Origin of the sequence: Bradyrhizobium sp. (assembly GCF_035935975.1) — a bacterium.
Lineage (GTDB): Bacteria > Pseudomonadota > Alphaproteobacteria > Rhizobiales > Xanthobacteraceae > Bradyrhizobium.
The window spans coordinates 154,969-173,851 of sequence record NZ_DASYWN010000041.1; the positions used below are offsets into that span (position 1 = coordinate 154,969).

Here is an 18,883-nt window from a genome sequence, read left to right on the forward strand (position 1 = left end):
GCTCCGCGACATGCGGGACTCCACGAGCGCTGTCCCGGGTGTCGCTTCGCTCACCCGGGCTACGGGATCATGCTGTAGCGGGCGCCGCTACTTCCGCTTGCGGCTTCGCGAACGGGCGGAACGTCATCGCCATCAGGAACGCACCGAGGCCCATCGCCCAGGAGGCGATGTAGAGCCAGGCGTAGCTGGAGAAGGCATCGTAGATCAGGCCGCCGGCGAGCGGGCCGGTTGCCATGCCGAGACTGCCGGCCATGGCCGTGCCGCCGATCACCGTGCCCATCATCCGAAGCGGAAAGTTCTCCCGGATCAGCACGGCATAGAGCGGCATGGTGCCGGCATAGATGAAGCCGAACACGGCGCCGACCGCGTAGAAGGTCGCAAGCTGATGCGCGAAGACGTAGGCGAGCGCGCCGAACGCCTGCAGCAGCAGCCCCGAGACCAGCACGCGCTTGGCGCCGAAGCGGTCGCCCATCAGGCCGAAGGCGATGCGGCCGCCGAGGCCGGCAAAGCCCTCGATGCTGTAGATCGTCACCGCCGCGACCAGCGGAATGCCGCAGCTCACGGCGTAGCTGACGGTGTGGATGATCGGGCCGGAATGGGTGGCGCAGCAGAAGAAGTTCGTCGCCAGCAGGATCAGGAATTGCGGCGAGCGCAGCGCCTCGCCCATCGACATCTCGGATTGCCCGGCGCTCTCGCCCGACGGCGCGGGCGCGGGCGCGGCCACGGCCTGCGCCAGCGCGGGCGGACGGCGCACCAGCAGCGAGACCGGGATCATGATGGCGCCGACCACCAGCGCGATGATCTGCATCGAGGTGCGCCAGTCGTGGCCGGAAACGAGCCAGGCCGCCAGCGGCGACATCGTCATCGGCGCCATGCCCATGCCGGCCGACACCAGCGACACCGCAAGGCTCCGGTGCGTGTCGAACCAGCCGGTGACGGTCGCCATCATCGGCGCGAAGATCGCGGCGCAGGAGGCGCCGACCAGCAGGCCGAACACGAACTGGAACACGATCAGCGAGGTGGCATGGCTCGCCGCGAACAGGCTCAGCGCCAGCACCGTCGATCCCGCCAGCACCACCGGCCGCGGCCCGAACCGGTCGGACGCGGTGCCCCAGGCCATGCTGGTGAAGGCCATCGCCAGAAAGCCGATCGTCATCGCGCTGGAGATGCCGGTCACCGACCAGCCGGTGTCCCTCGTGATCGGCTGCAGGAACACCGGCAGCGAGAACATGCCGCCGATCGCGACGCAGCCGAGCAAGCCGCCCGCGGCGACGATCACCCAGCGATAGGAGGAAGCGTTCATCTTGGTCTCCCGTCAGGTCTGTCTGGGTGGAAGACGAATGGGAACTGTGCGGGCCGACAGAGTAGCGTGATTTTTTGCGAGAGGCCCTCCCGCCTCGCGAATTTTGGGCTCGCACAGCAAAAATGTCGAAAAACAACCCCATGCACAGTAGCCGGCTGCTGCGGGATCAATGACTTACGAGGCCGCATGACTCGCGCTGCCGAGCCGCAATTTGACTCGTCGGGCAAAACACCGGCAATATCTCATCATCGGCTGAAACTCGATCGCATCTGAAGCGCATGCCGCCCTTACGAGCGGCTAGGCGTCGAATAGCGCATTCACATCGCTCTCCGTGAGGGCCGATGCGATGCCACCGTCACGCGCGAACAGGCCATCGGCGAGCGCTCGCTTTCTGGATTTGAGCTCGTCCATCTTTTCCTCGATGGTCCCGGTGGCCACCAGCCTGTAAACGAAGACGGCCTTGTCCTGCCCAATCCGATAGGCCCGATCGATCGCCTGTTCCTCGACCGCGGGATTCCACCAGGGATCGAAGATGATGACGGTATCGGCGGCGGTCAAATTGAGGCCTACGCCGCCTGCTTTCAGGCTGACCAGGAAGATTTCGGCCTCACCGCTCTGAAAGGCCTCAATCGCCGTCTTTCGGTCGCCGGTTTGACCGGTGAGAACGCTGTAGCGCAGGGCTCCCGTGTCGAGGCGCTTGCGGATAAGATCGAGCATGGACGTGAATTGCGAGAAGATGATGATCTTGCGTCCCTCGCTCAGCAGCTCCCCCACCATGTCGATCAAGCGATCGAGCTTGGCCGATGGCCGTTCAACGCCGTCGTTCAGTTTCAGCAACGCCGGATCGCAACAGGCCTGCCGCATCCGGAGCAGGGCTTCGAGCACCACGATGTGGCTCTTGGCAAGGCCACGCTTTGCAATGGCCTCGCGAACCTTGCGCGACATCGCGAGCCGTATCGAATCGTAGAGATCACGCTGCGGCCCTTCCAGCGCGATGCTCTCCACCATTTCGCTCTTGGCAGGCAGTTCGGTCGCCACCTCCGTCTTGGTACGTCGCAACAAGAAGGGCTTGACGCGCTGCGCCAATGCCGCGGTCCGCGCCTTGTCGGCGCGCTTTTCGATTGGTGTACGCCACTGGCGCGAAAAGGCCGCCTTGTCGCCTAGATAGCCCGGATTGGCAAAGCTCATGATCGACCAGAGTTCGCCGAGATGATTTTCCATCGGCGTGCCCGTGAGACAGAAGCGATGCTGCGCCTTCGTCTCGCGCAGCCATCGTGTGGTGGCGGCATCGGGATTCTTGACCGTCTGCGCCTCATCCAGCACGGCCATATGCCACTCCCGCGTCAGCAGAATTTCGCGGTCCCGCGCAATCAGTGGATAAGTCGTCAGAACCAGATCGTGCTCTGCGACGGCGGGAAATTTGTGCTTGCGATCCGCCCCGTGCAGCACGAGGACCTTGAGGCTTGGAGCGAACTTCTGCGCTTCGGCGCACCAATTCGTCATCAGGCTGGTCGGCGCGACGACCAACACGGGATTGGCGAGGTGACCTCGCGCTTTCTCCAGCGCGATCATGGCCAGGATCTGGACGGTCTTGCCCAGACCCATGTCGTCGGCGAGGATCCCGCCCAACCCGCTCTCGCGGAGCAGATCAAGCCATGCCACACCCTGCGCCTGATAGGGCCGAAGCGTGGCGCGAAAGGTCGGCGGCAGTTCCGGCGCGGTCAACCCTCGCGCCTGGAGCAGGCCTGCGAGGCGGCGAAGACTGTCGGCTCCCCGAAAGGCGAAGCGCTCGTTCTCGACACCGAGCAGCGGAACGATGTCCGCGCGCGACAGCCTGATCCGCCCGGAGGCATCTTCGAAAACACCGCTCATGTGCAAGCCATGCAGCGCCAGAACGAGCGGCAGGAAGCGGTCGGCAGCCAGCGCGATGTGCCGTCCATCCGCCAGAGGCAGAAGGAAACGCTCGCCCTTGTCTGCGAGCGCCATCACCAGTTCGGGGCTGAAGCCGGGCGCCGAAACCAGCGCGGCAAGGAGCGGTGCGAGATCGCGCCGCTCGCCTTCGATCTCGATGCCGAGGGACAGTTCGAACCAGTCGATCCCGCTGGACTCTAGCACGGCATCGAAATCGCCTGACGACTCCGCCAGCCGGAACGGAAAATCGTCGTCGATCAGGATCTCGAAGCCTTCCGACCGCAGATGCCCGGCGTGCAGCGCGAGAAAATCGAACCAGCTGTGCTGATCTTTCAGCGTGAGATCCGTGGCATGGCGGTAGTCGAGCATCGGAAGCGCCGACCGCGCTTCGGTGAGCCCCACGTCGGCGAGGCGCTTGCGTGCCTGCCTCTCCTTCGCCTGGCGGCGTGCGATCGCATAGACCTGCCCGCCTTGGAACAGCTCCAGTCGGCTCGCTCGCTGGCTCGGATCGATGTCGAACCCGCCGTAGCGAAAGCCGAGGCTGGCCACGCCGGCGGGACCTGCCTGTTCGTTCTTATGGCGATAGTAATAATAGCTCGCACCGACATGTCCGAGCTTCAGCCGCAGCACGGGACGCGGATCCTCGTCGATGAGCACCGTGGCCGCCGGCGGCACCGGCAGCAGGCCGTGGTGAAGTTCGGGCAACCTCTGGCTCAGGCGGCGCGACACCTCTTCGAGTTGCGCGCGGGGAATGGAGGGTGCGGCCAGGAACTGGCAGGCCAGACGGGGCGGCAGGCCGAGTTGTACGGACCCGATCACACCGCTGGCGTCATCGACATAGACCGGCGGTTCGGCATTGAGTGGCACTGCGCCGGGCACGACGAGGTGTGGTGCCACGCCGCGCGCGGATGCCGGACGCCACTCGATCCGGCCCGCGCGCGCCTCGCCCCAGCTCAGCGGCGCCCGCTTGTGGTCAACCCAGAATGCGCGGCCCGTCGCGACAATCCGCTGCAACAGCTCTTCCGGATACGGCCCTTGGGCGTGGTAGTTGCGGATGCGGCCGTTCACCTCCGTTACAATGTCGACATCGACATCACGGAAGTATTTCGGCGCCCGGTCCGGCTTGAATTCGTACAGGCTGGGACTGCTGTAGCTGTCGGCAAAATCTCCACCCTTGCGGAGCCGGACCGATCGCAGGGACACCGCGAGATAAGGCATCGGGTCGTCCGACGGATGCAGGCAATACAGCAATCGCTGGCTCTCGTCCGCGGCATAGTCGCTGCTCCGTGCCGCGCGGCCGACAGTGTCGATCCAGGTGTTGACCTCGAAACCCAGAACCGGCGGAGTCGGCGGCGCTTGCGCCTTGGAAGGAATCGGGAATGGCGCGGACGCCAACTCCGTAGGCTCCTTGTCGCTCAGTGCCTCGAGCAGGGTCGCCGCCACATGCTTGCAGTTGAAGGCCATCGGACAACTGCAATCGCCTTCAAGGTCGATGAGCCTGCCGCGGTCGAACTCCAACTGGATGTCGATGCGATAGGTCCTGGACTCGTTGCCTCGCACCTGGGAAGTGACGCGGGTCAGGTCATCGCTGACGCCCACCGCCGAGACGCGGCCCTGCGCCTGATAGGCGTGCGCCTTCTCCATTGCCGAGCGGCTGAAGTAACTATAGATTTCTTTCCGCTTGAGAACGTCCGAGAGCACTTGTAATGATTCCGCGATCCAGCTTTTCGGCATGCACTATAGTCGCTTCGACTGGAGCATTGTAGTCTTCGCATACGCCGCCGATCCCAGCGCACTGCCAATGCCCAGATTTCTGCAAGGACCCGCATGAGATTGGGCACGGACCAAGTCGCCACGTCGGTTCCAGGGAAATAGCGGTCGGTCGTCCAGACGTCGCCGCTCCCAGCCAACAGGATGTCCCCTCGCGTTGACTGCTAACGAGTGGAATATTCCCATGCCCAAGATCGACATCGCCACGGTGCCGGCCCGCAAGGGCTCCGGCTATCCCGCGCCCTTCGCGGCTCCCTGCGCCGAGCGCATCCGCAGGCGGCTCGGCAATGCCGGGGGTCTCTCCGATTTCGGCGTCAACCTGATGTGGCTGCCGCCGGAGGGCTGGTCGAGCCAGCGGCACTGGCATTCGCATGAGGACGAATTCGTCTATGTGCTCGAGGGCGAAGTGGTGCTGCTTGAGGACGGCGGCGAGACCGTGCTGCGCGCGGGCGACTGCGCGGCCTTCCCGAAGGGCAGCGGCAACGGTCATCACATGATCAACCGGTCGGATGCCGTGGCCGTCTATCTCGAAATCGGCTCGCGCTCGCCCGACGACCTCACGACATGCTCGGACATCGACATGATGAGCGCGAATTCCGACGGCCGTTTCGTGCACAAGGACGGCACGCCCTATCCGGATTAGGGTGTGTACCCATGAATTTGACGGCGTAACGATGCCGCGTCCGCTCCCGATGGTGCCCGAGCGCCCGCGGTGCTACATGTCGAGAAGGGACAGAAACCGCCTAACGCTGTTGCGGGATCGGCGGCAATCTCTGCTCTGCAATGACCCGCACCGGCGGGAAGGCGACGCAATCAACTACGTCGAATAATACAGTGACATTCCGATCGAACGACCGCGCAAAAGCCATAGCGTCATCCTTCTTCGCATCAACGATACGGGTGCCAAGGGTGCAATGGGGCGTCCAAGCTCCGGGCCGATAGTGAGGTCGACAGTGAGCGGGGTCGATGATCTCGCTGATTGAGGCGTGCCACCTCGCGAGCACCTCGTCAGTCGTGGGCTCTGCCCATAAGACAAGCGGCGGACCGACGAACCAGCGAATACGCTTGAACTCGACTCGCAACGGCGCATCGCTGGTCACTGCGCGCAGCATGGCCTCCCATGCAGTCTTTCCCTCGATCTCGGGCGAATCGTAGATCGCGAACGTAAAATGCGGTCGGTAGCCGAGAGCCCGCATCGACGGCTCATCCTCGAATGCCGCAACTTGGTCCCACAATCGTTCGACCTCTCGCGCAGAGGAGTCATCGGCTCGAATGTTAATCGCTATCGCCATTGCTGAACGAGTTAGACATTGGGGTCCGCTATCTTTAGCCGAGCGGCGGAGGTCCGCAACGGGCTATTTTCGACGCATTGCGTTCGGCCAGACCCCTGTGATTCAAACTTCCAAACTGGGGGATCGAATCATGCGCTACGAACTCGCCGATTATGTCGTCGTGTGGCGACGTGCTACGGCAGGCTTACAGGAAACCACCTTGCCTTCGTCCAACTCGCATCTATCCGGCTATGGCTGGCCGCGCGTCATCAGTCCACGCCCTAGTTGGCGAGGTCCTGCTTGTCGATCCAGTCATTGACGAGCCTTGCGACGTCGTCCGAGTTACGGTCCATCATCAGCATGTGGGTGTTGCCCTTGATCCCCATCTTGGGCAGCTCGAACGTATCGACCTTGCCGCCGGCCGCCGCGATCGCCTGCCCCCATTTGGTCGGATTGACCACGAGCTTCGACCACACCGGCACCTTGTCGAGAAAATCGCCCCACACGATCAGGTGCGGCACGCCCTTGAGCTTGCCGGCATCGGCCTTCGCCGGGTCCGGCGCACCTGAGGGCTCGACGGTGATCAGCGCCTTCACCTTGTCGGGCGCATTCAGCGCCGCCGTGAAGCCGAAATTGCCGCCCTGGCTGTGGACGATGATGATGCAGGGACACACCTTCTGCACCAGCGCGTCATAGGCTTTTTGCGTGGCTGCATCGTTGGTCGCCCAGCGCGGAATGCCCTGCCTGGCGAACTGGTCGAATGCCTCGATCGGGAATTGCTCGCCCTCGAACGCCTCGCGCTTGCCGCCGACCTCGTAGCTCGGCCCGATCCGGAACAGCTCCCACGCTTCCTTCTTGGGCCGGAAGAACGGCTCGCTCTTGAAGATTTCAGGGTAGCGCGCCCAAGAGGCGCGGCCGCGCTCGACCGCATCGGAGACGTAGACGTCGTAGCCGGCATTGAGGAAGAACTGCTGCCAGCCCGGCTTGCCGTCGGGCTTGGTCTCCCACGTCACGCCCGACAGGCCGCCGCCGTGCCAGAGCAACAGCGGCAGCTTCGACTTCGGCTGCGCGAGCTTGACGAACTGGACATACATCTGCTCGACCTCGAACTCGCCGTTCGGATCGACCTTGATCGGCGGGGCGCCGGGCGAGAACACGATCTCCTTCGACGGCAACCCGCTCAGGGTTTCGGTGCGGCCGCCGACATGGAAGCTGCCGACCTCCTTGACCAGATAGTCGGCCGCGGCGGGCGTTGCCGCGGTGATGGTTGCCGCCAGTGCCAGTGCGATTGCGCGCATGAGTTTCCTCCGCCTTCGACTCTTGTTGTTGGCGGCAACGTTAGGCTACGCGACGATGCGGGGCAATTGGCAGACCGCAATTTGACTCGTCGGGCAAGACAGCGGGATGATGTCATCATCCCGCCAGCGCCATCGCATCATCCGAGCGGAGCGTTTCTGGCGCGCTGACGCCATTCGCTGACGGTGAGCCAGATCGCCGAGACCAGGAAATAGATCGCGCCGACCGCGGCATAGCCCGTGACAGTCGCGATCGACGGCGACATCGGCGTCGTCGCCTGAAAGATGAAGAAGCCGCCGGCCAGGGCCGACTGGCCGCCGCTGAGCACCATCGCCCATTGCGCGCCGTAGCTTTTCCAGCGCCGCACCGCGGTCCCGAGCTGAAGCAGTCCTGATAGAATCGCCCAGGCGCCGAACACACCGAGCACCCAATTCATGCTCACCTGTAGCGCGAGAAGGACAGCTATCGCGGTCGCAAGGCTGACCACGACGTTCAACACCTGCGTGCGGTTCTGATCGAGCCCACCGCTGCGCAAGCCATCCACGAGATTGGCCGCGGCGTCCCATGCCGGATAGAGCACGAGCAGGACGCCGGCGACCGCGACAGACGACCGACCGGCCGCAACCGCGGCAACGACCCAGGCGATCGAGAACGCCGCTCGCAGGAAATAGTATTGCTTCAGCCATCGCTCGCGATCGGCTTGGACGAGATCGAGTTGATGATGCGTCATGGCAGCTTCTCCTTTACCTACTAGTTGGTAGCCTTCGTACGCAGCAAGACGCCCTCCCCCAGCTCGCCTGCGGGGGCTATGATCGCCTCGTCGATGTCTTCAGTGCCTGGTCGACAGCCGCTCCAGCAGCGGCTCGGTGATCACGCCGAACATTTTTGGATCGCCATAGGCGCGCGCCGACAGCATCGCGCCGTGAATCGTTGCCATGAACCCTTCAGCCTCGACCTTGGCTGAGTTCGAGAGATGAAGCCGCCCCTTCCGTTTGCCGCGCTCCATCACCGAGGTCAGCCAGGACGCGAGCGCGCGAAAGTGCGCGCGGACCTCGAGCGCCACCTCCTCCGGCAGGATCGGCAGCTCGCTGGCCAGCAGCGCGCAGACGCAGAAGGGCGCCGTCGCGTCCGCGATGCATGCCTCCCAATAGCCGACATAGCTTTTGAGCTGGTCGCGCGGATCGGGGACATTGCGCTCCAGCGCGGCCAGCCCCGCCTCCGCTTCCTCGCGATAGCGCGACACGAGCGTGCGAACCAGATCGACCTTGCTGGCGAAATGGTGGTGGATGCTCGGCTTGCGGATACCGACGACGTCGGCGATGTCGGCATAGCTGAAGCCGTTATAGCCGCCCGCGATGATCAGGCTGCGCGCGCAGGCCAGGATGTCGTCGGCGGTCGAGGAAACGTTGGTCATGGAGTTCGAATTACCTTCTAGTAGGTAGGGCGTCAAGAATGGGGTGCTTCAACCATCCGTGAGTGGTACCGCATGATCCGGACCCGGAGGGCCGCGTTAGCGCAAAGTGCGCAGCGGTTTTCCGAAAAGATCATGCGCAATATACAAACCAAGGCGCCCTGCATGACCATTCGCCCGATCGTCCGCTACCCCGACCGCCGCCTCGCCATGCCGGCCCGCCTCGTCACCGCCTTCGACGACGGCTTGCGCGAGCTCGCGGCAGATTTGCTCGAAACGATGCGTGCTGCGCCCGGCATCGGCATCACCGCGCCGCATATCGGCGTGCCCCTGCGCGTCGTGGTGCTCGAGCTCGACGCCAAGGCGGGTCCGCAGACCTACGTCAATCCGGAGATCGAGTGGGCCTCGCCCGAGATGATCCTGCACAAGGAAGGCAGCGTCTCGATGCCCGGGGTCAATGACGAAGTGCAGCGCCACGCGCGGGTGCGGATCAGCTATCAGGACCTCGACGGCAACATGCAGACCGAGGAGTCCGACGGCTTGCGCGCTGTCTGCCACCAGCACGAGATCGACCAGCTCGACGGGATGTTCTGGATCCAGCGGCTATCGCGGCTGAAGCGCGACCGGTTGGTGAAGAAATTCGAGAAGATGTCGCGCCCGTAGCCACCCGCGCCTACTTAACCGTTGCGATCCCCGCCAAAATCAAATCGATGCCGGCGAGAAACTGCGCGCGATCGTCGTGGTCGCGCAGCTCTGTCGCCATCTGCCGCACGAATGGATATTTCGCGGGGTCGAGCGCTTCCCATTGCGCGGCGACGGAGGCGAGGAAGGCGGACCGATCCGTATCAGGGGCATGAACGCGGGCGTTGGCGGCGTTCTGTCCGGCGACGCCGAGAATGTAGTGCACGAGCGCTGATGCGGAATCGAACTGCGCGGCCCGGGGCACGCCGAGCGCCTGCAGCCGGCCGCCGACGCTCTCGATGATCTCCAGCATCGCGGGCCGCCATGGCTCACGAAAGAGCTGCGCGCCGACCCAGGGATGGACATCGATCGCGTCGAACACCCCGAGGGCCACCGCGCGGATCGCCTCGCGCGGCCCGGCGCCACCTTCCAGCTCGGACATGACGCGCGCGATGACGTCGTCGGTTGCGGCAGCCAGCAGCTCGCCCTTGTCGGCGACGTGCCAGTAGATCGCCCCGCTGCCGGTCGCCAGATATGCGGCGAGCGCGCGGACGGTCAGAGCGCCCTCGCCGCCGGCGTCGAGGATCCCGATCGCAGCAGCGATGATCCGCTCCCGGGAGAGCGCATCGGTGCGCCGTTCAATGCGGTGAGTCTTCTTCGCCATAGCCCATCTTGACATGATTGGAACGACGTTCCAATACTATGGAACGATGTTCCATAGATTTCGCTAAAGGATCCCGATGACGCCCCCGGTCACGATTGTCGGCGCAGGCCTCGGCGGCCTCACCCTCGCCCGCGTGCTCCACCTGCACGGCATTCCCTTAGAAGTCTTCGAGGCCGAGGCTTCGGCGATGGCGCGGACGCAAGGCGGGATGCTCGACATCCACGACGACAGCGGACAGCTCGCCCTGAAGACGGCAGGTCTGTTCGAGGAATTCCGCGACCTCATCCACGAAGGCGGCCAGGCCTCGCGCGTGCTGGACCAGCACGGCAAGGTGCTGCTGGACGAGCCCGACGACGGCACGGGCGGACGGCCCGAGGTGCGCCGCGGCGCCCTGCGGGGCATCCTGCTGGACTCCCTTCCCGCGGGGACGATCAGATGGGGCAAGAAACTCACCAGCGTCGTTGCGCGCGGCGATGGACAGCATGAGCTGACATTCGCCGACGGCTCCCACGCGCGCACAAATCTCCTCGTGGGCGCCGACGGCGCGTGGTCGAAGGTGCGGCCGCTGCTGTCGAACGCGACGCCGGAATACGCCGGAACGTCATTCTTCGAGACTTATCTGCACGAGGCGGACTCGCGGCACATGGCTGCGGCCGAGGCGGTCGGCGGCGGCGCGCTGTTCGCGCATGTGCCGGGCAAGGGCATCTTCGCGCACCGCGAGCCGGACAGCGCGCTTCACGCCTACATCGCGCTGAACCGCCCGGCCGATTGGTTCGCCGCGATCGACTTCACGGATGCCGCCGCCGCAACGGCACGCATCGCAGCCGAGTTCGACGGCTGGGCGCCGGCCCTCACCGCGCTGATCACCGACGCAGATACGCCGCCGGTGCTGCGCATGCTCCACACGCTCCCGAACGACCATCGCTGGGACCGCGTGCGTGGCGTGACGCTGCTGGGCGACGCCGCGCATCTGATGCGGCCGGCCGGTGACGGCGCGAACCTCGCGATGCTCGATGGCGCGGAGCTCGGCGAGGCCATCGCCGCGCACCCCGACGACATCGAAGCGGCGCTGGCGGCTTACGAAGCCGCACTGTTCCCCCGCAGCCAGACAGCCGCGGTCGGCGCGCATGAGATCCTGGAGCTCTGCCTCGGCGAGCGCGCACCGTTCGGCCTGGTGGAATTCTTCACCGGGATGCGCGGTTCGTAGGGCGGATTCGCGAGGCGTAATCCGCCCTGCGGCAGCGCGCTATTTCAACGGCAGGAAAACGTCCGCGACGGCCTCATGCTCCGGCACCTCCGGGAACAGGCTCAGCCGCTGGCAATAGATCGGGAAATCGCGTGCTTCCTCGCCGCTGGCCGGAAGCCAGTCGCGATAGAGATACAGCGCGGCGGGCTCCAGATTGTCGGTGAAGCCGACGACGCGCAGCACCGCGCAGCGTCCACCGGGAATCTCGCCGGCCTTGATCGCTTCGCCATTCGCCTCGATCGGTTGGTCGGTGCCGACGCAAAGGTCGATGTGATATTCGTCCTGCTGCGCCGGACGCCCCTCGGAGTGCCAGACGTTGAAGGTCGGACTTGTCCTGGGGTGCAGGCCGGCGGCCTTACGCCATGCGATAAACCGCCGGATCGTGTCACCGAGGGTCTCGGGGCTGCCCCGATGCTCCATGATCGCCACCCGCGTGGGGGTCACATCGCGGATCGTCACGTCGTCAGCGGTAAAGTTGTTCTGCATGAGCTTGCTCCTCGCATTGTCGAGAGGCCCGAAGGCCGCAAGCCACGGTTCCCAGTCCGGCGATTTCCGGAACGACGACGGTGATTGCCCGAACCGTTGCCGAAAGGCGCGGGCAAAGGCGTCAGGTGCATCGTAACCGGCATCCATCGCGATGTCGGTGACATCAAGGGCGTCATTGTAGGCCAGTTGATGCGACGCGCGCTTCATACGCGCCAACTGGACATAGCGATGCACGGACAGCCCGAAGGTCGCCATGAACTGCCGGTGGAAATGGAATTTCGAGAACGCCGCGACAGCGCTTAAGCTGTCCAGGTCCAGATCCGCCTCAAGATGCCGGTCGATATGATCCAGCACCCGCCGCATCCGGTCCTGATAGTTTTGCAGTGCCGCCGTCATCGACCCTCCTCCGTGGCGGCTTGAGTTAGGCGATGATGGCGATCATGCGCTCGACCGATCTTGCGGTTTGGCGCACGTACGCAGGATGGGTAGAGCGCAGCGAAACCCATCGACCTCGTTGCGGAGGAGCGATGATGGGTTTCGCTGCGCTCTACCCATCCTACAATCGCCTCACCCGCCCGCCATCAGCGCCTTTGCCAGCGCCATGTACGCCGGCAGCGTGACGGGATCGTTGGCCGCGTTCCCCGCCACCGGGTGCGATGCGTAGCGGGCGACCACCATCTCGGCCTTGGGATCGATGTAGATGCCCTGGCCGTGAACGCCGCGCGCCATGTAGGCGCCGTGGGCATTGTGCGTGACCCACCATTGATTGCGATAGGAAGCGCCTGGCAGCGTGGTGTAGCCGGCCGGCTTGAATTTTTCCGGGTCGCCGCCGCGCGCGATGTCCTCGACCACCGACGACGGCACGATCTGGCGGCCGTTGAAGCGGCCGTGATTGCGGATCATCTCGCCGAAACGGGCGAGATCGCGCAATGTGGTGGAGAGACCGCCGCCCCCGCTCTCGGTGCCGATGCGATCGACATGATAATGCGCATCCTCCTCCGCCCCCATCGGCGCCCAGATGCGCTCGGAGAGAAGATCGGACAGCGTCATGCCGCTGGCGCGCCTGATGATGAAGGCCAGCACGTCGGAATTGACGGTCTTGTAGGCAAAGGCCTTGCCGTGCTCGCCCTGCTTCTTCTGGGCGACGAGAAAATCGAAAATGTTGGTGGTGCCCTCATAGTCTTGCGGGATCGGCGCCATGCCGTTCGCGCGGCGCAGCCCCCATACGTCCGAGTTCTTGTCGGTGTAGACTTCGGTGTAGACGAGGCCCGTGGTCATATCCATCGCCTCGCGCACGCGCGCATCGCCGAACGCGCTGCTCTTCAGCTCCGGCACATAGTCGGTAACAGGCGCCTGCGGATCGATCTTGCCCTCGGCGACCAGCATGCCGGCGAGCGTGCCGGTGAACGATTTCGTCACCGACATCGCGATGTGCGGCTTGTGCGGCTTCAACGCGCCGAAGTAGCGCTCATAGATCAGCCTGCCCCGATGCAGCACCGCGACGCCATCGCTATACGTCTCCTCCAGCATCTTCTCGAAGGTCATGGGCCGGCCGTCCATCGTGGTCGAGGCGACCGCGCCGATGTCATGGTCCACCCGCGGCAGCACCGACGCCGGCCCCGCCCCGCGCCAGACATTCACCGTCGGCACCAGCTGGCGGATATTGCTCCAGGCCCAGCGCAGCTCGGGGAAGCTCCGGAACGAGCCGTTCTGGAAGGTGATGGTGCGCTCCGGTGCCGGCGGAAAGCCACGCATCCAGCCGAGGGCTTCGGGATCGGTTTCGGTGGAGGTTGCGGGTGGATTGGCGGCAGTAGCGGACATTGACACGAGCTCCAGAGGGTGGAGCTCGTGTCGTAGCATGGGCCCGCGCGACGCACATCTTGCCGATATGCTGGGCTGCTGCGCGGCGATCACCGCGGGCTAGACGTCGGCGCCATCTTCACCCCTTCCGTCCCGTGCGCTTCTTCGCTTTCGCTGCGCGCTTGCGTCCTGGTGCTACGGCGCGCGACGGTGCGCCGCGGGCGCGGCCTCCGGTGTCGGCGGTCAGCTCGGGACGGAGCCTTGCGAGCTTGGCGCGGTCGGGCATGAGGTCGGCAAAGCCGTCGATCACGCGCGGCGCGGGCGCACCGTCGCCGGTGTCGGCCATCGCGGCGGGCGATGCGGTCTGGCTCAGCGCCTGCAGGCGCCGGCAGGCTTCGCCGAGGTGATAGGCCTCGCCGCCGAGCGCCACCCATTTGCCGACCTCGGGGTGCAGCACGAGGTTGGCCGAATGGTTGTCGGAAGAGCTGGTCGGATAGTCGACGAAGACGTCGATGCCCGACTGCACGCCGACCATCACGCCCTGCGCCGACCAGGACACCGCGACGTCGACGCGGTAGCGGCCCGGCTTCTCGAAGGCAAAGCCCGCGGTGCTCCAGAACACCTTTGCCGAGGCTGTGACGCTCTGGCCGGGCGCGATCTCGGCGAGCTTGGCATGCTCGCACAGGATCACGAACGGCCTGACAGGACGCTCGTGCCCCTCGCCGTCGGTGACGGTGATCGAGGCGAACAGCGCCTCGATGCTGACGTCGTTCGGCGCGCGTAGCGACACGCCGCTGTTGTTGGTCATCGTCCAGGTCAGGTCCAGCGGCTGGCCGAGCGCGACGCGGTCGGTTGCGGCCGTCACCGTCAGCCCGAGCTCGGAAGGCTCGAAGTCGTGGCGATCGGCGGCCTGCGGCGCGCCGGTCGGGAACCAGCTTGCGAACGGCCATCCGCCCGGACGAATGACGGGATCGGGCATGTGGTTGAGGTGATGACGCACATTGGTGTTGTGCGCGAGCTTGATCTGGTCCGGGAACACGCCGGGCTCGCCGGTGGCGGGACCGCCGAGCACGTCCGCGACGCTCGGCGTCGTGGTCATGATCGAATTGTCGGCCGCCGTCTCCTGCTCCTGGTGGATCTGGTTGAGCGTATGCGTCAGCTCGTGGGTCGCGCTGCGCAGGAACGCACGCGGCACGTCGCGCTGCTTCTTGTTGGCGGCGAGCCCGAAGTTGGAGGAGTCCGAGACGGGATAGCCGTCATCGGAGAAGCTGGCGCAGCCTTCGCGGGGAACGCCGATCGTATCGTACATGATGCCGCGCGAGCAGCCGAGCTTTGCGGGCACCACGATCATATGCACGTGCCATTCGGTGTCGAGGTTCGTCGCCGGGTTGCGCACGGCGGTCATCAGCGCGTGCAGATCCGCCGAGCTCCAGCAATTGGTCGGCACCACGCCCGACGGTACCGGAACGTTGGTCTGGTCCTGCACCACCGTGAGCTGCCAGCCGGTCCTGGCGAAGACGGTGTCGAAAAACTCCGTGCCGCCGGCGCCATCGGGCACCGGTGCGGGCCTGACGGCACCGACCAGCGTGTCGATCTCCAGCGTGGCCCTGCGGAAGAATTTTGACACCCAGGCGAGCGTGATGCTGCCCTTGTCGACGCCGCCCTCGAACAGCCGGCCCTGGTAGAACGGCCCGCCGGTCAAAGAGAACGGGAACGGCGCCGGCACCTTCGACAGCTTCATCGTCACCGTCCGCGAGGGCGTTGCCGGGAACGTGCCCTTGAACTGGCCGGCCGGCGGCTGCATGTAGTTGAACTGCTCGGCGACGATCGTCAGCTCGCACTTCTTCGGGAACGGCACCGCGACCGGCGCGGACACGCTGGTCACCCTGAGATAGGAGTGATAGCGCGCCCGGGGGAAGATGGGGATCCTCGGCCTGCGGATCGGGAACGGGATAGCCGGCTCGTCGACCGCGCTGAGCGAGGCGGCGAGACTCGTCAGGCTTGAATCCGCTGCGGCTTCATCCGCGTCCTTGTTGCCCACAGGCGGCACCGGCGGAATCGGCGGCTTGATCACCGGAAGGCGCGAATAGAGATCGCCGCTGACGATCAGATGGTCCGCGCCGCCATCCGGCGCCGTGCGATCGACGCGCAGCGTGCCTTCGAACGACACCAGGCTCGCCGTCGGCCTGAAGTTGATCTGGTAGCAGCCTTCGCGGAAGTCGAGCTTGCACAGCCGGAACGGCGGAATCGGCTGGAGGTCGGTCGAGGCCGATTGATCGCCGGACTCCTCATCGCCGAAACTGATCTGGCGCGACAGCGGCACCTGCGGCCTCATGGCCGGCGCGACCGAAGCCGCCGTCATCTTCGAAAGGCTGGTCGATTCATGCTCTGAGCAATTGCACATGTCGTCTTCTCCTCGTTGAAAGGGCGAGGCGATCGACGTGAGCGTCGGGCTCATTCGCGGGTACAGCCGCGTTATTCTGGTCGGCCAGGGTGTCCTTGCAATCCTACACGCGCCGATAGGTCACAAGACATCCCTCTGAATCCGTAAACTCAAACCGGTCGGCCTCGAGTGCGATGTGATAGGTCACGAGTTCATCGTTCGCCGTCCCGACGACGAGTGTGCTTGAGTCCTCGAGACGGTAGATTCCCGCATCCCACCACACCATGCCCTGCCCTGCTCCGCGCATGCCGCGGTAGGTGCCGGTCGAGAATGTGATGGTGGCAGGATATTTGTCCGCACACGCGGCCGCCGTGGTTTTGGTCCACGTCCCAACCATGCTCTGTCCGTGTTTGTCAGCCATAGTGTCTCCATAGCTTTCATCGCCCGGCGCAAGGCCGGTCGATGGCTATTTCAACATGTCATTCTGACGTGTGCAGCTCATTTGAAGCTGATGTCGCGGCAATTCACCACGCTCAATCACAACACGCATTTTGTCTCATGATTGCTGTGCGCGTGCGTGTGAAAAGGATCACAGCGAGGTGCGACAATTGGGCGCCGGGCGTGGGCACCGACTTACACACGTTCAATCGGAGACTCTCTCTTCCGAACCGTGCCGTTGACCTTGGCTTCCATCAAGACGTTGAGCGGTCCGGTAGCGGCCGGGCGACAGGCCATGATGCCGATGGAAGAGTTTTGAAAACGCCGCGGCCGTCTCGTAACCGACCCGGCTCGCAATCCGTGCGATGGGCTCGTCGCTGGTTTCGAGCAGGAACGCCGCTTCCGCCATCCGGCGTTCGATCAGATAGCGATGCATGGACTGGCCGACGAGCTTGGTGAAGCGGGCCGAAAATACCGAACGGCCGAGCCCCACGCGGTGGCCGAGGTCGCTCAGGGTCCAGGGCCGCTCCGGGTTCTCGTGGATCAACTTGAGCGCCGGCCCGATATGCGGGTCCGAGATGGCCCCGAGCCAGCCGCCTTGTCCGGGACTGAGAGACGCGATCCAGCTTCGCAGCACCTCGACGAACAGCACTTCGGTCAGCCGCGAGAGCGCGACGCGCTGGCCGGGACGCTCGAGCGCGGACTCGCTGACCATGCGGCGCAGGATCGCTTCGAGCCAGCCACCGTCCGCACTCGGCTTCAGCAGGAGCACGGGCGGAAGCAGCTCCAGCACGTTGCCAAACAGCGGCCGTGACACCGTGAAATTGCCGCAGATCATGGTCGAGAGCGGCTTCGCACGGCCGCCGTGACGAACGACGCCAAAACGTGACGACGATCGATCGAGGTCCACGATCTGCAACGGCTTGGCCCGGCGATCCGAATAAAACACATGGGGCTCGCCGCGTGTGATGACGACAAAATCGCCCTCGGTCATCTCGAGTTCTTGTCCCTGCTCCAGCGCGAGGGTCGCCGAGCCGCGGCTGAGATAGTGAAACAGGGCATAGGGGCGCGCCGGCAGCGCCAGATTCCAGGGATGGCCGAGCTCGAAGTGGAAGAGCAGCGTCCCGCCGAGACGCACGCGATCGAGCACTTGGGCGAGGATATCCATGCCGCCGAAGTTAGCCGGGTGGACGATCGGACACAACATCCGGACGATTGATCCCTATCGTCCGGAAAATTCGCGCCCTAGGTCATGTCACGGCGGGCCGACGTCACGTGCGGCAACCATTTCGCCGACGGCGGATGGAAGAACCGCGACCTGGCCGGAAACGCCTGTCCATTCCTCCGGACTTCATTTCGTCCGACATGCCAACAGGAACAATCAATGCGAAATATCCTCCTCTCAGCCGCCACCGTACTCCTGGCCGGATCGACATTGGTCGGCTCCGCCCAATCCGCCGAACTGCCCAAGGGGGCAGCCCACAACATCGTGCTCGTGCACGGCGCCTTCGTGGACCAGACGAGCTGGCAGCCCGTTGCCGATATTCTCACGAAGAAAGGCTACCGCGTCACGCTGGTGGAAAATCCGCTCACCTCGCTCGCCGCCGACGTCGATGCCACCAAGCAGGCGCTCGCGAAGCAGGACGGCAAAACGGTTCTCGTCGGCCATTCATGGGGCGGCGTGGTGATCACGCAAGCCGGCAACGATCCCAAGGTCTCGGCGCTGGTCTATGTCTCCGCCTTCGCGCCCGAGGTCGGTGAATCCCTGGCGTCGCTGGCAAAGGCCGGCCCGCCGACCGAAGGCGGCAATGCGATTCATCCCGACGCGAAGGGCAATCTGTACATCGACCCAAAAGTGTTTCCATCGGCCGTCGCGGCTGACCTTCCTCCGGAGATCGCCGCGCACCTCGCCAACTCGCAGCTTCCGTTGAATCACGTTGCGTTCGAGGCTCCGGTCGACATCGCAGCGTGGCACGACAAGCCAACGTTCTACGTCATCAGCACCAAGGACAAGGTGATCGCGCCCGAGGCCCAGAAATTGTTCGCAGCCAGGATGAAGGCTCAGACGACGGAAGTCGCCGGCAGCCATGCCTCGCTCGTCGTGCACGCGAAGGAGGTTGCTGAGGTCATCGAAAAGGCAGCGCTCGCGAAATGACGACCTGCTCCCGGCGCTTCGGCGTCGGGAGCGGCCGACGTTTGCTCGGGAGACGATCGGATCGTCAC

At 64.8% G+C, this 18,883-nt stretch carries 16 protein-coding genes and 1 pseudogene; 5 read left to right on the forward strand and 12 right to left on the reverse strand.

Features of this window, described 5'->3' with window-relative positions; translation table 11 throughout:
• Window positions 1-67 precede the first annotated feature (67 nt).
• Window positions 68-1,303, reverse strand: a complete 1,236-nt coding sequence (locus VGR99_RS23540; protein ID WP_326901791.1) for an MFS transporter — start codon at window positions 1,301-1,303, stop codon at window positions 68-70.
• A 297-nt stretch (window positions 1,304-1,600) separates the two neighbouring features.
• Entirely contained in the window at window positions 1,601-4,948 is a 3,348-nt protein-coding gene (locus tag VGR99_RS23545) for a DEAD/DEAH box helicase (RefSeq protein ID WP_326901792.1), read from the reverse strand.
• A gap of 220 nt (window positions 4,949-5,168) precedes the next feature.
• Between VGR99_RS23545 and VGR99_RS23550 the strand changes: the two genes are divergently transcribed.
• Window positions 5,169-5,627 carry a cupin domain-containing protein gene (locus VGR99_RS23550; protein ID WP_326901794.1) on the forward strand — a complete coding sequence of 153 codons (459 nt, stop codon included), beginning with the start codon at window positions 5,169-5,171 and terminating at the stop codon, window positions 5,625-5,627.
• A 100-nt stretch (window positions 5,628-5,727) separates the two neighbouring features.
• On the opposite strand, the gene VGR99_RS23555 is transcribed toward VGR99_RS23550, so the two are convergent.
• On the reverse strand, window positions 5,728-6,276 hold the full coding sequence (locus tag VGR99_RS23555) for a 2'-5' RNA ligase family protein (protein WP_326901795.1): 549 nt from the start codon (window positions 6,274-6,276) through the stop codon (window positions 5,728-5,730).
• A gap of 153 nt (window positions 6,277-6,429) precedes the next feature.
• Here VGR99_RS23555 and VGR99_RS23560 point away from each other — a divergent pair.
• Window positions 6,430-6,540 (forward strand): annotated as a pseudogene (locus VGR99_RS23560) (IS5/IS1182 family transposase); the annotation flags it as partial.
• On the opposite strand, the gene VGR99_RS23565 reads toward VGR99_RS23560, so the two are convergent.
• The 3 genes from VGR99_RS23565 to VGR99_RS23575 form a co-directional block, all read right to left on the reverse strand.
• On the reverse strand, window positions 6,537-7,553 hold the full coding sequence (locus VGR99_RS23565) for an esterase (protein ID WP_326901797.1): 1,017 nt from the start codon (window positions 7,551-7,553) through the stop codon (window positions 6,537-6,539). The pseudogene VGR99_RS23560 and the gene VGR99_RS23565 overlap by 4 nt on opposite strands.
• A 137-nt stretch (window positions 7,554-7,690) precedes the next feature.
• Complete coding sequence (locus VGR99_RS23570) at window positions 7,691-8,281, reverse strand: DUF308 domain-containing protein (protein ID WP_326901798.1); 591 nt, start codon at window positions 8,279-8,281, stop codon at window positions 7,691-7,693.
• Window positions 8,282-8,380: 99 nt separating this feature from the next.
• On the reverse strand, window positions 8,381-8,965 hold the full coding sequence (locus tag VGR99_RS23575) for a TetR/AcrR family transcriptional regulator (protein WP_326901800.1): 585 nt from the start codon (window positions 8,963-8,965) through the stop codon (window positions 8,381-8,383).
• Window positions 8,966-9,127: 162 nt separating this feature from the next.
• Between VGR99_RS23575 and VGR99_RS23580 the strand changes: the two genes are divergently transcribed.
• Window positions 9,128-9,625 carry a peptide deformylase gene (locus tag VGR99_RS23580; RefSeq protein ID WP_326901802.1) on the forward strand — a complete coding sequence of 166 codons (498 nt, stop codon included), beginning with the start codon at window positions 9,128-9,130 and terminating at the stop codon, window positions 9,623-9,625.
• A gap of 10 nt (window positions 9,626-9,635) precedes the next feature.
• On the opposite strand, the gene VGR99_RS23585 is transcribed toward VGR99_RS23580, so the two are convergent.
• On the reverse strand, window positions 9,636-10,307 hold the full coding sequence (locus VGR99_RS23585; RefSeq protein WP_326901804.1) for a TetR/AcrR family transcriptional regulator: 672 nt from the start codon (window positions 10,305-10,307) through the stop codon (window positions 9,636-9,638).
• Window positions 10,308-10,383: 76 nt separating this feature from the next.
• Here VGR99_RS23585 and VGR99_RS23590 point away from each other — a divergent pair, with 76 nt between their 5' ends.
• Window positions 10,384-11,514, forward strand: a complete 1,131-nt coding sequence (locus VGR99_RS23590; RefSeq protein ID WP_326901806.1) for an NAD(P)/FAD-dependent oxidoreductase — start codon at window positions 10,384-10,386, stop codon at window positions 11,512-11,514.
• Between the two features lie 39 nt (window positions 11,515-11,553).
• Here VGR99_RS23590 and VGR99_RS23595 read toward each other — a convergent pair whose 3' ends face one another.
• The 5 genes from VGR99_RS23595 to VGR99_RS23615 all read right to left on the reverse strand — a co-directional run bounded on the left by VGR99_RS23595 (window position 11,554) and on the right by VGR99_RS23615 (window position 17,828).
• Window positions 11,554-12,435 (reverse strand): AraC family transcriptional regulator, encoded by an 882-nt coding sequence (locus tag VGR99_RS23595; RefSeq protein ID WP_326901807.1) that lies wholly within the window; start codon window positions 12,433-12,435, stop codon window positions 11,554-11,556.
• Between the two features lie 171 nt (window positions 12,436-12,606).
• The gene (locus tag VGR99_RS23600) at window positions 12,607-13,860 is read right to left on the reverse strand and encodes a serine hydrolase (RefSeq protein WP_326901808.1); all 1,254 of its coding nucleotides are present in this window, start codon (window positions 13,858-13,860) and stop codon (window positions 12,607-12,609) included.
• Window positions 13,861-13,978: 118 nt separating this feature from the next.
• Complete coding sequence (locus tag VGR99_RS23605; protein ID WP_326901809.1) at window positions 13,979-16,243, reverse strand: hypothetical protein; 2,265 nt, start codon at window positions 16,241-16,243, stop codon at window positions 13,979-13,981.
• 103 nt (window positions 16,244-16,346) lie between these two features.
• Window positions 16,347-16,643 carry a hypothetical protein gene (locus tag VGR99_RS23610; protein WP_326901810.1) on the reverse strand — a complete coding sequence of 99 codons (297 nt, stop codon included), beginning with the start codon at window positions 16,641-16,643 and terminating at the stop codon, window positions 16,347-16,349.
• 222 nt (window positions 16,644-16,865) lie between these two features.
• Window positions 16,866-17,828: an AraC family transcriptional regulator gene (locus tag VGR99_RS23615; RefSeq protein ID WP_326902427.1), complete on the reverse strand. Its 963-nt coding sequence runs from the start codon at window positions 17,826-17,828 to the stop codon at window positions 16,866-16,868.
• A gap of 216 nt (window positions 17,829-18,044) precedes the next feature.
• Between VGR99_RS23615 and VGR99_RS23620 the strand changes: the two genes are divergently transcribed.
• Window positions 18,045-18,815 (forward strand): alpha/beta hydrolase, encoded by a 771-nt coding sequence (locus VGR99_RS23620; protein WP_326901811.1) that lies wholly within the window; start codon window positions 18,045-18,047, stop codon window positions 18,813-18,815.
• Window positions 18,816-18,883 lie beyond the last annotated feature (68 nt).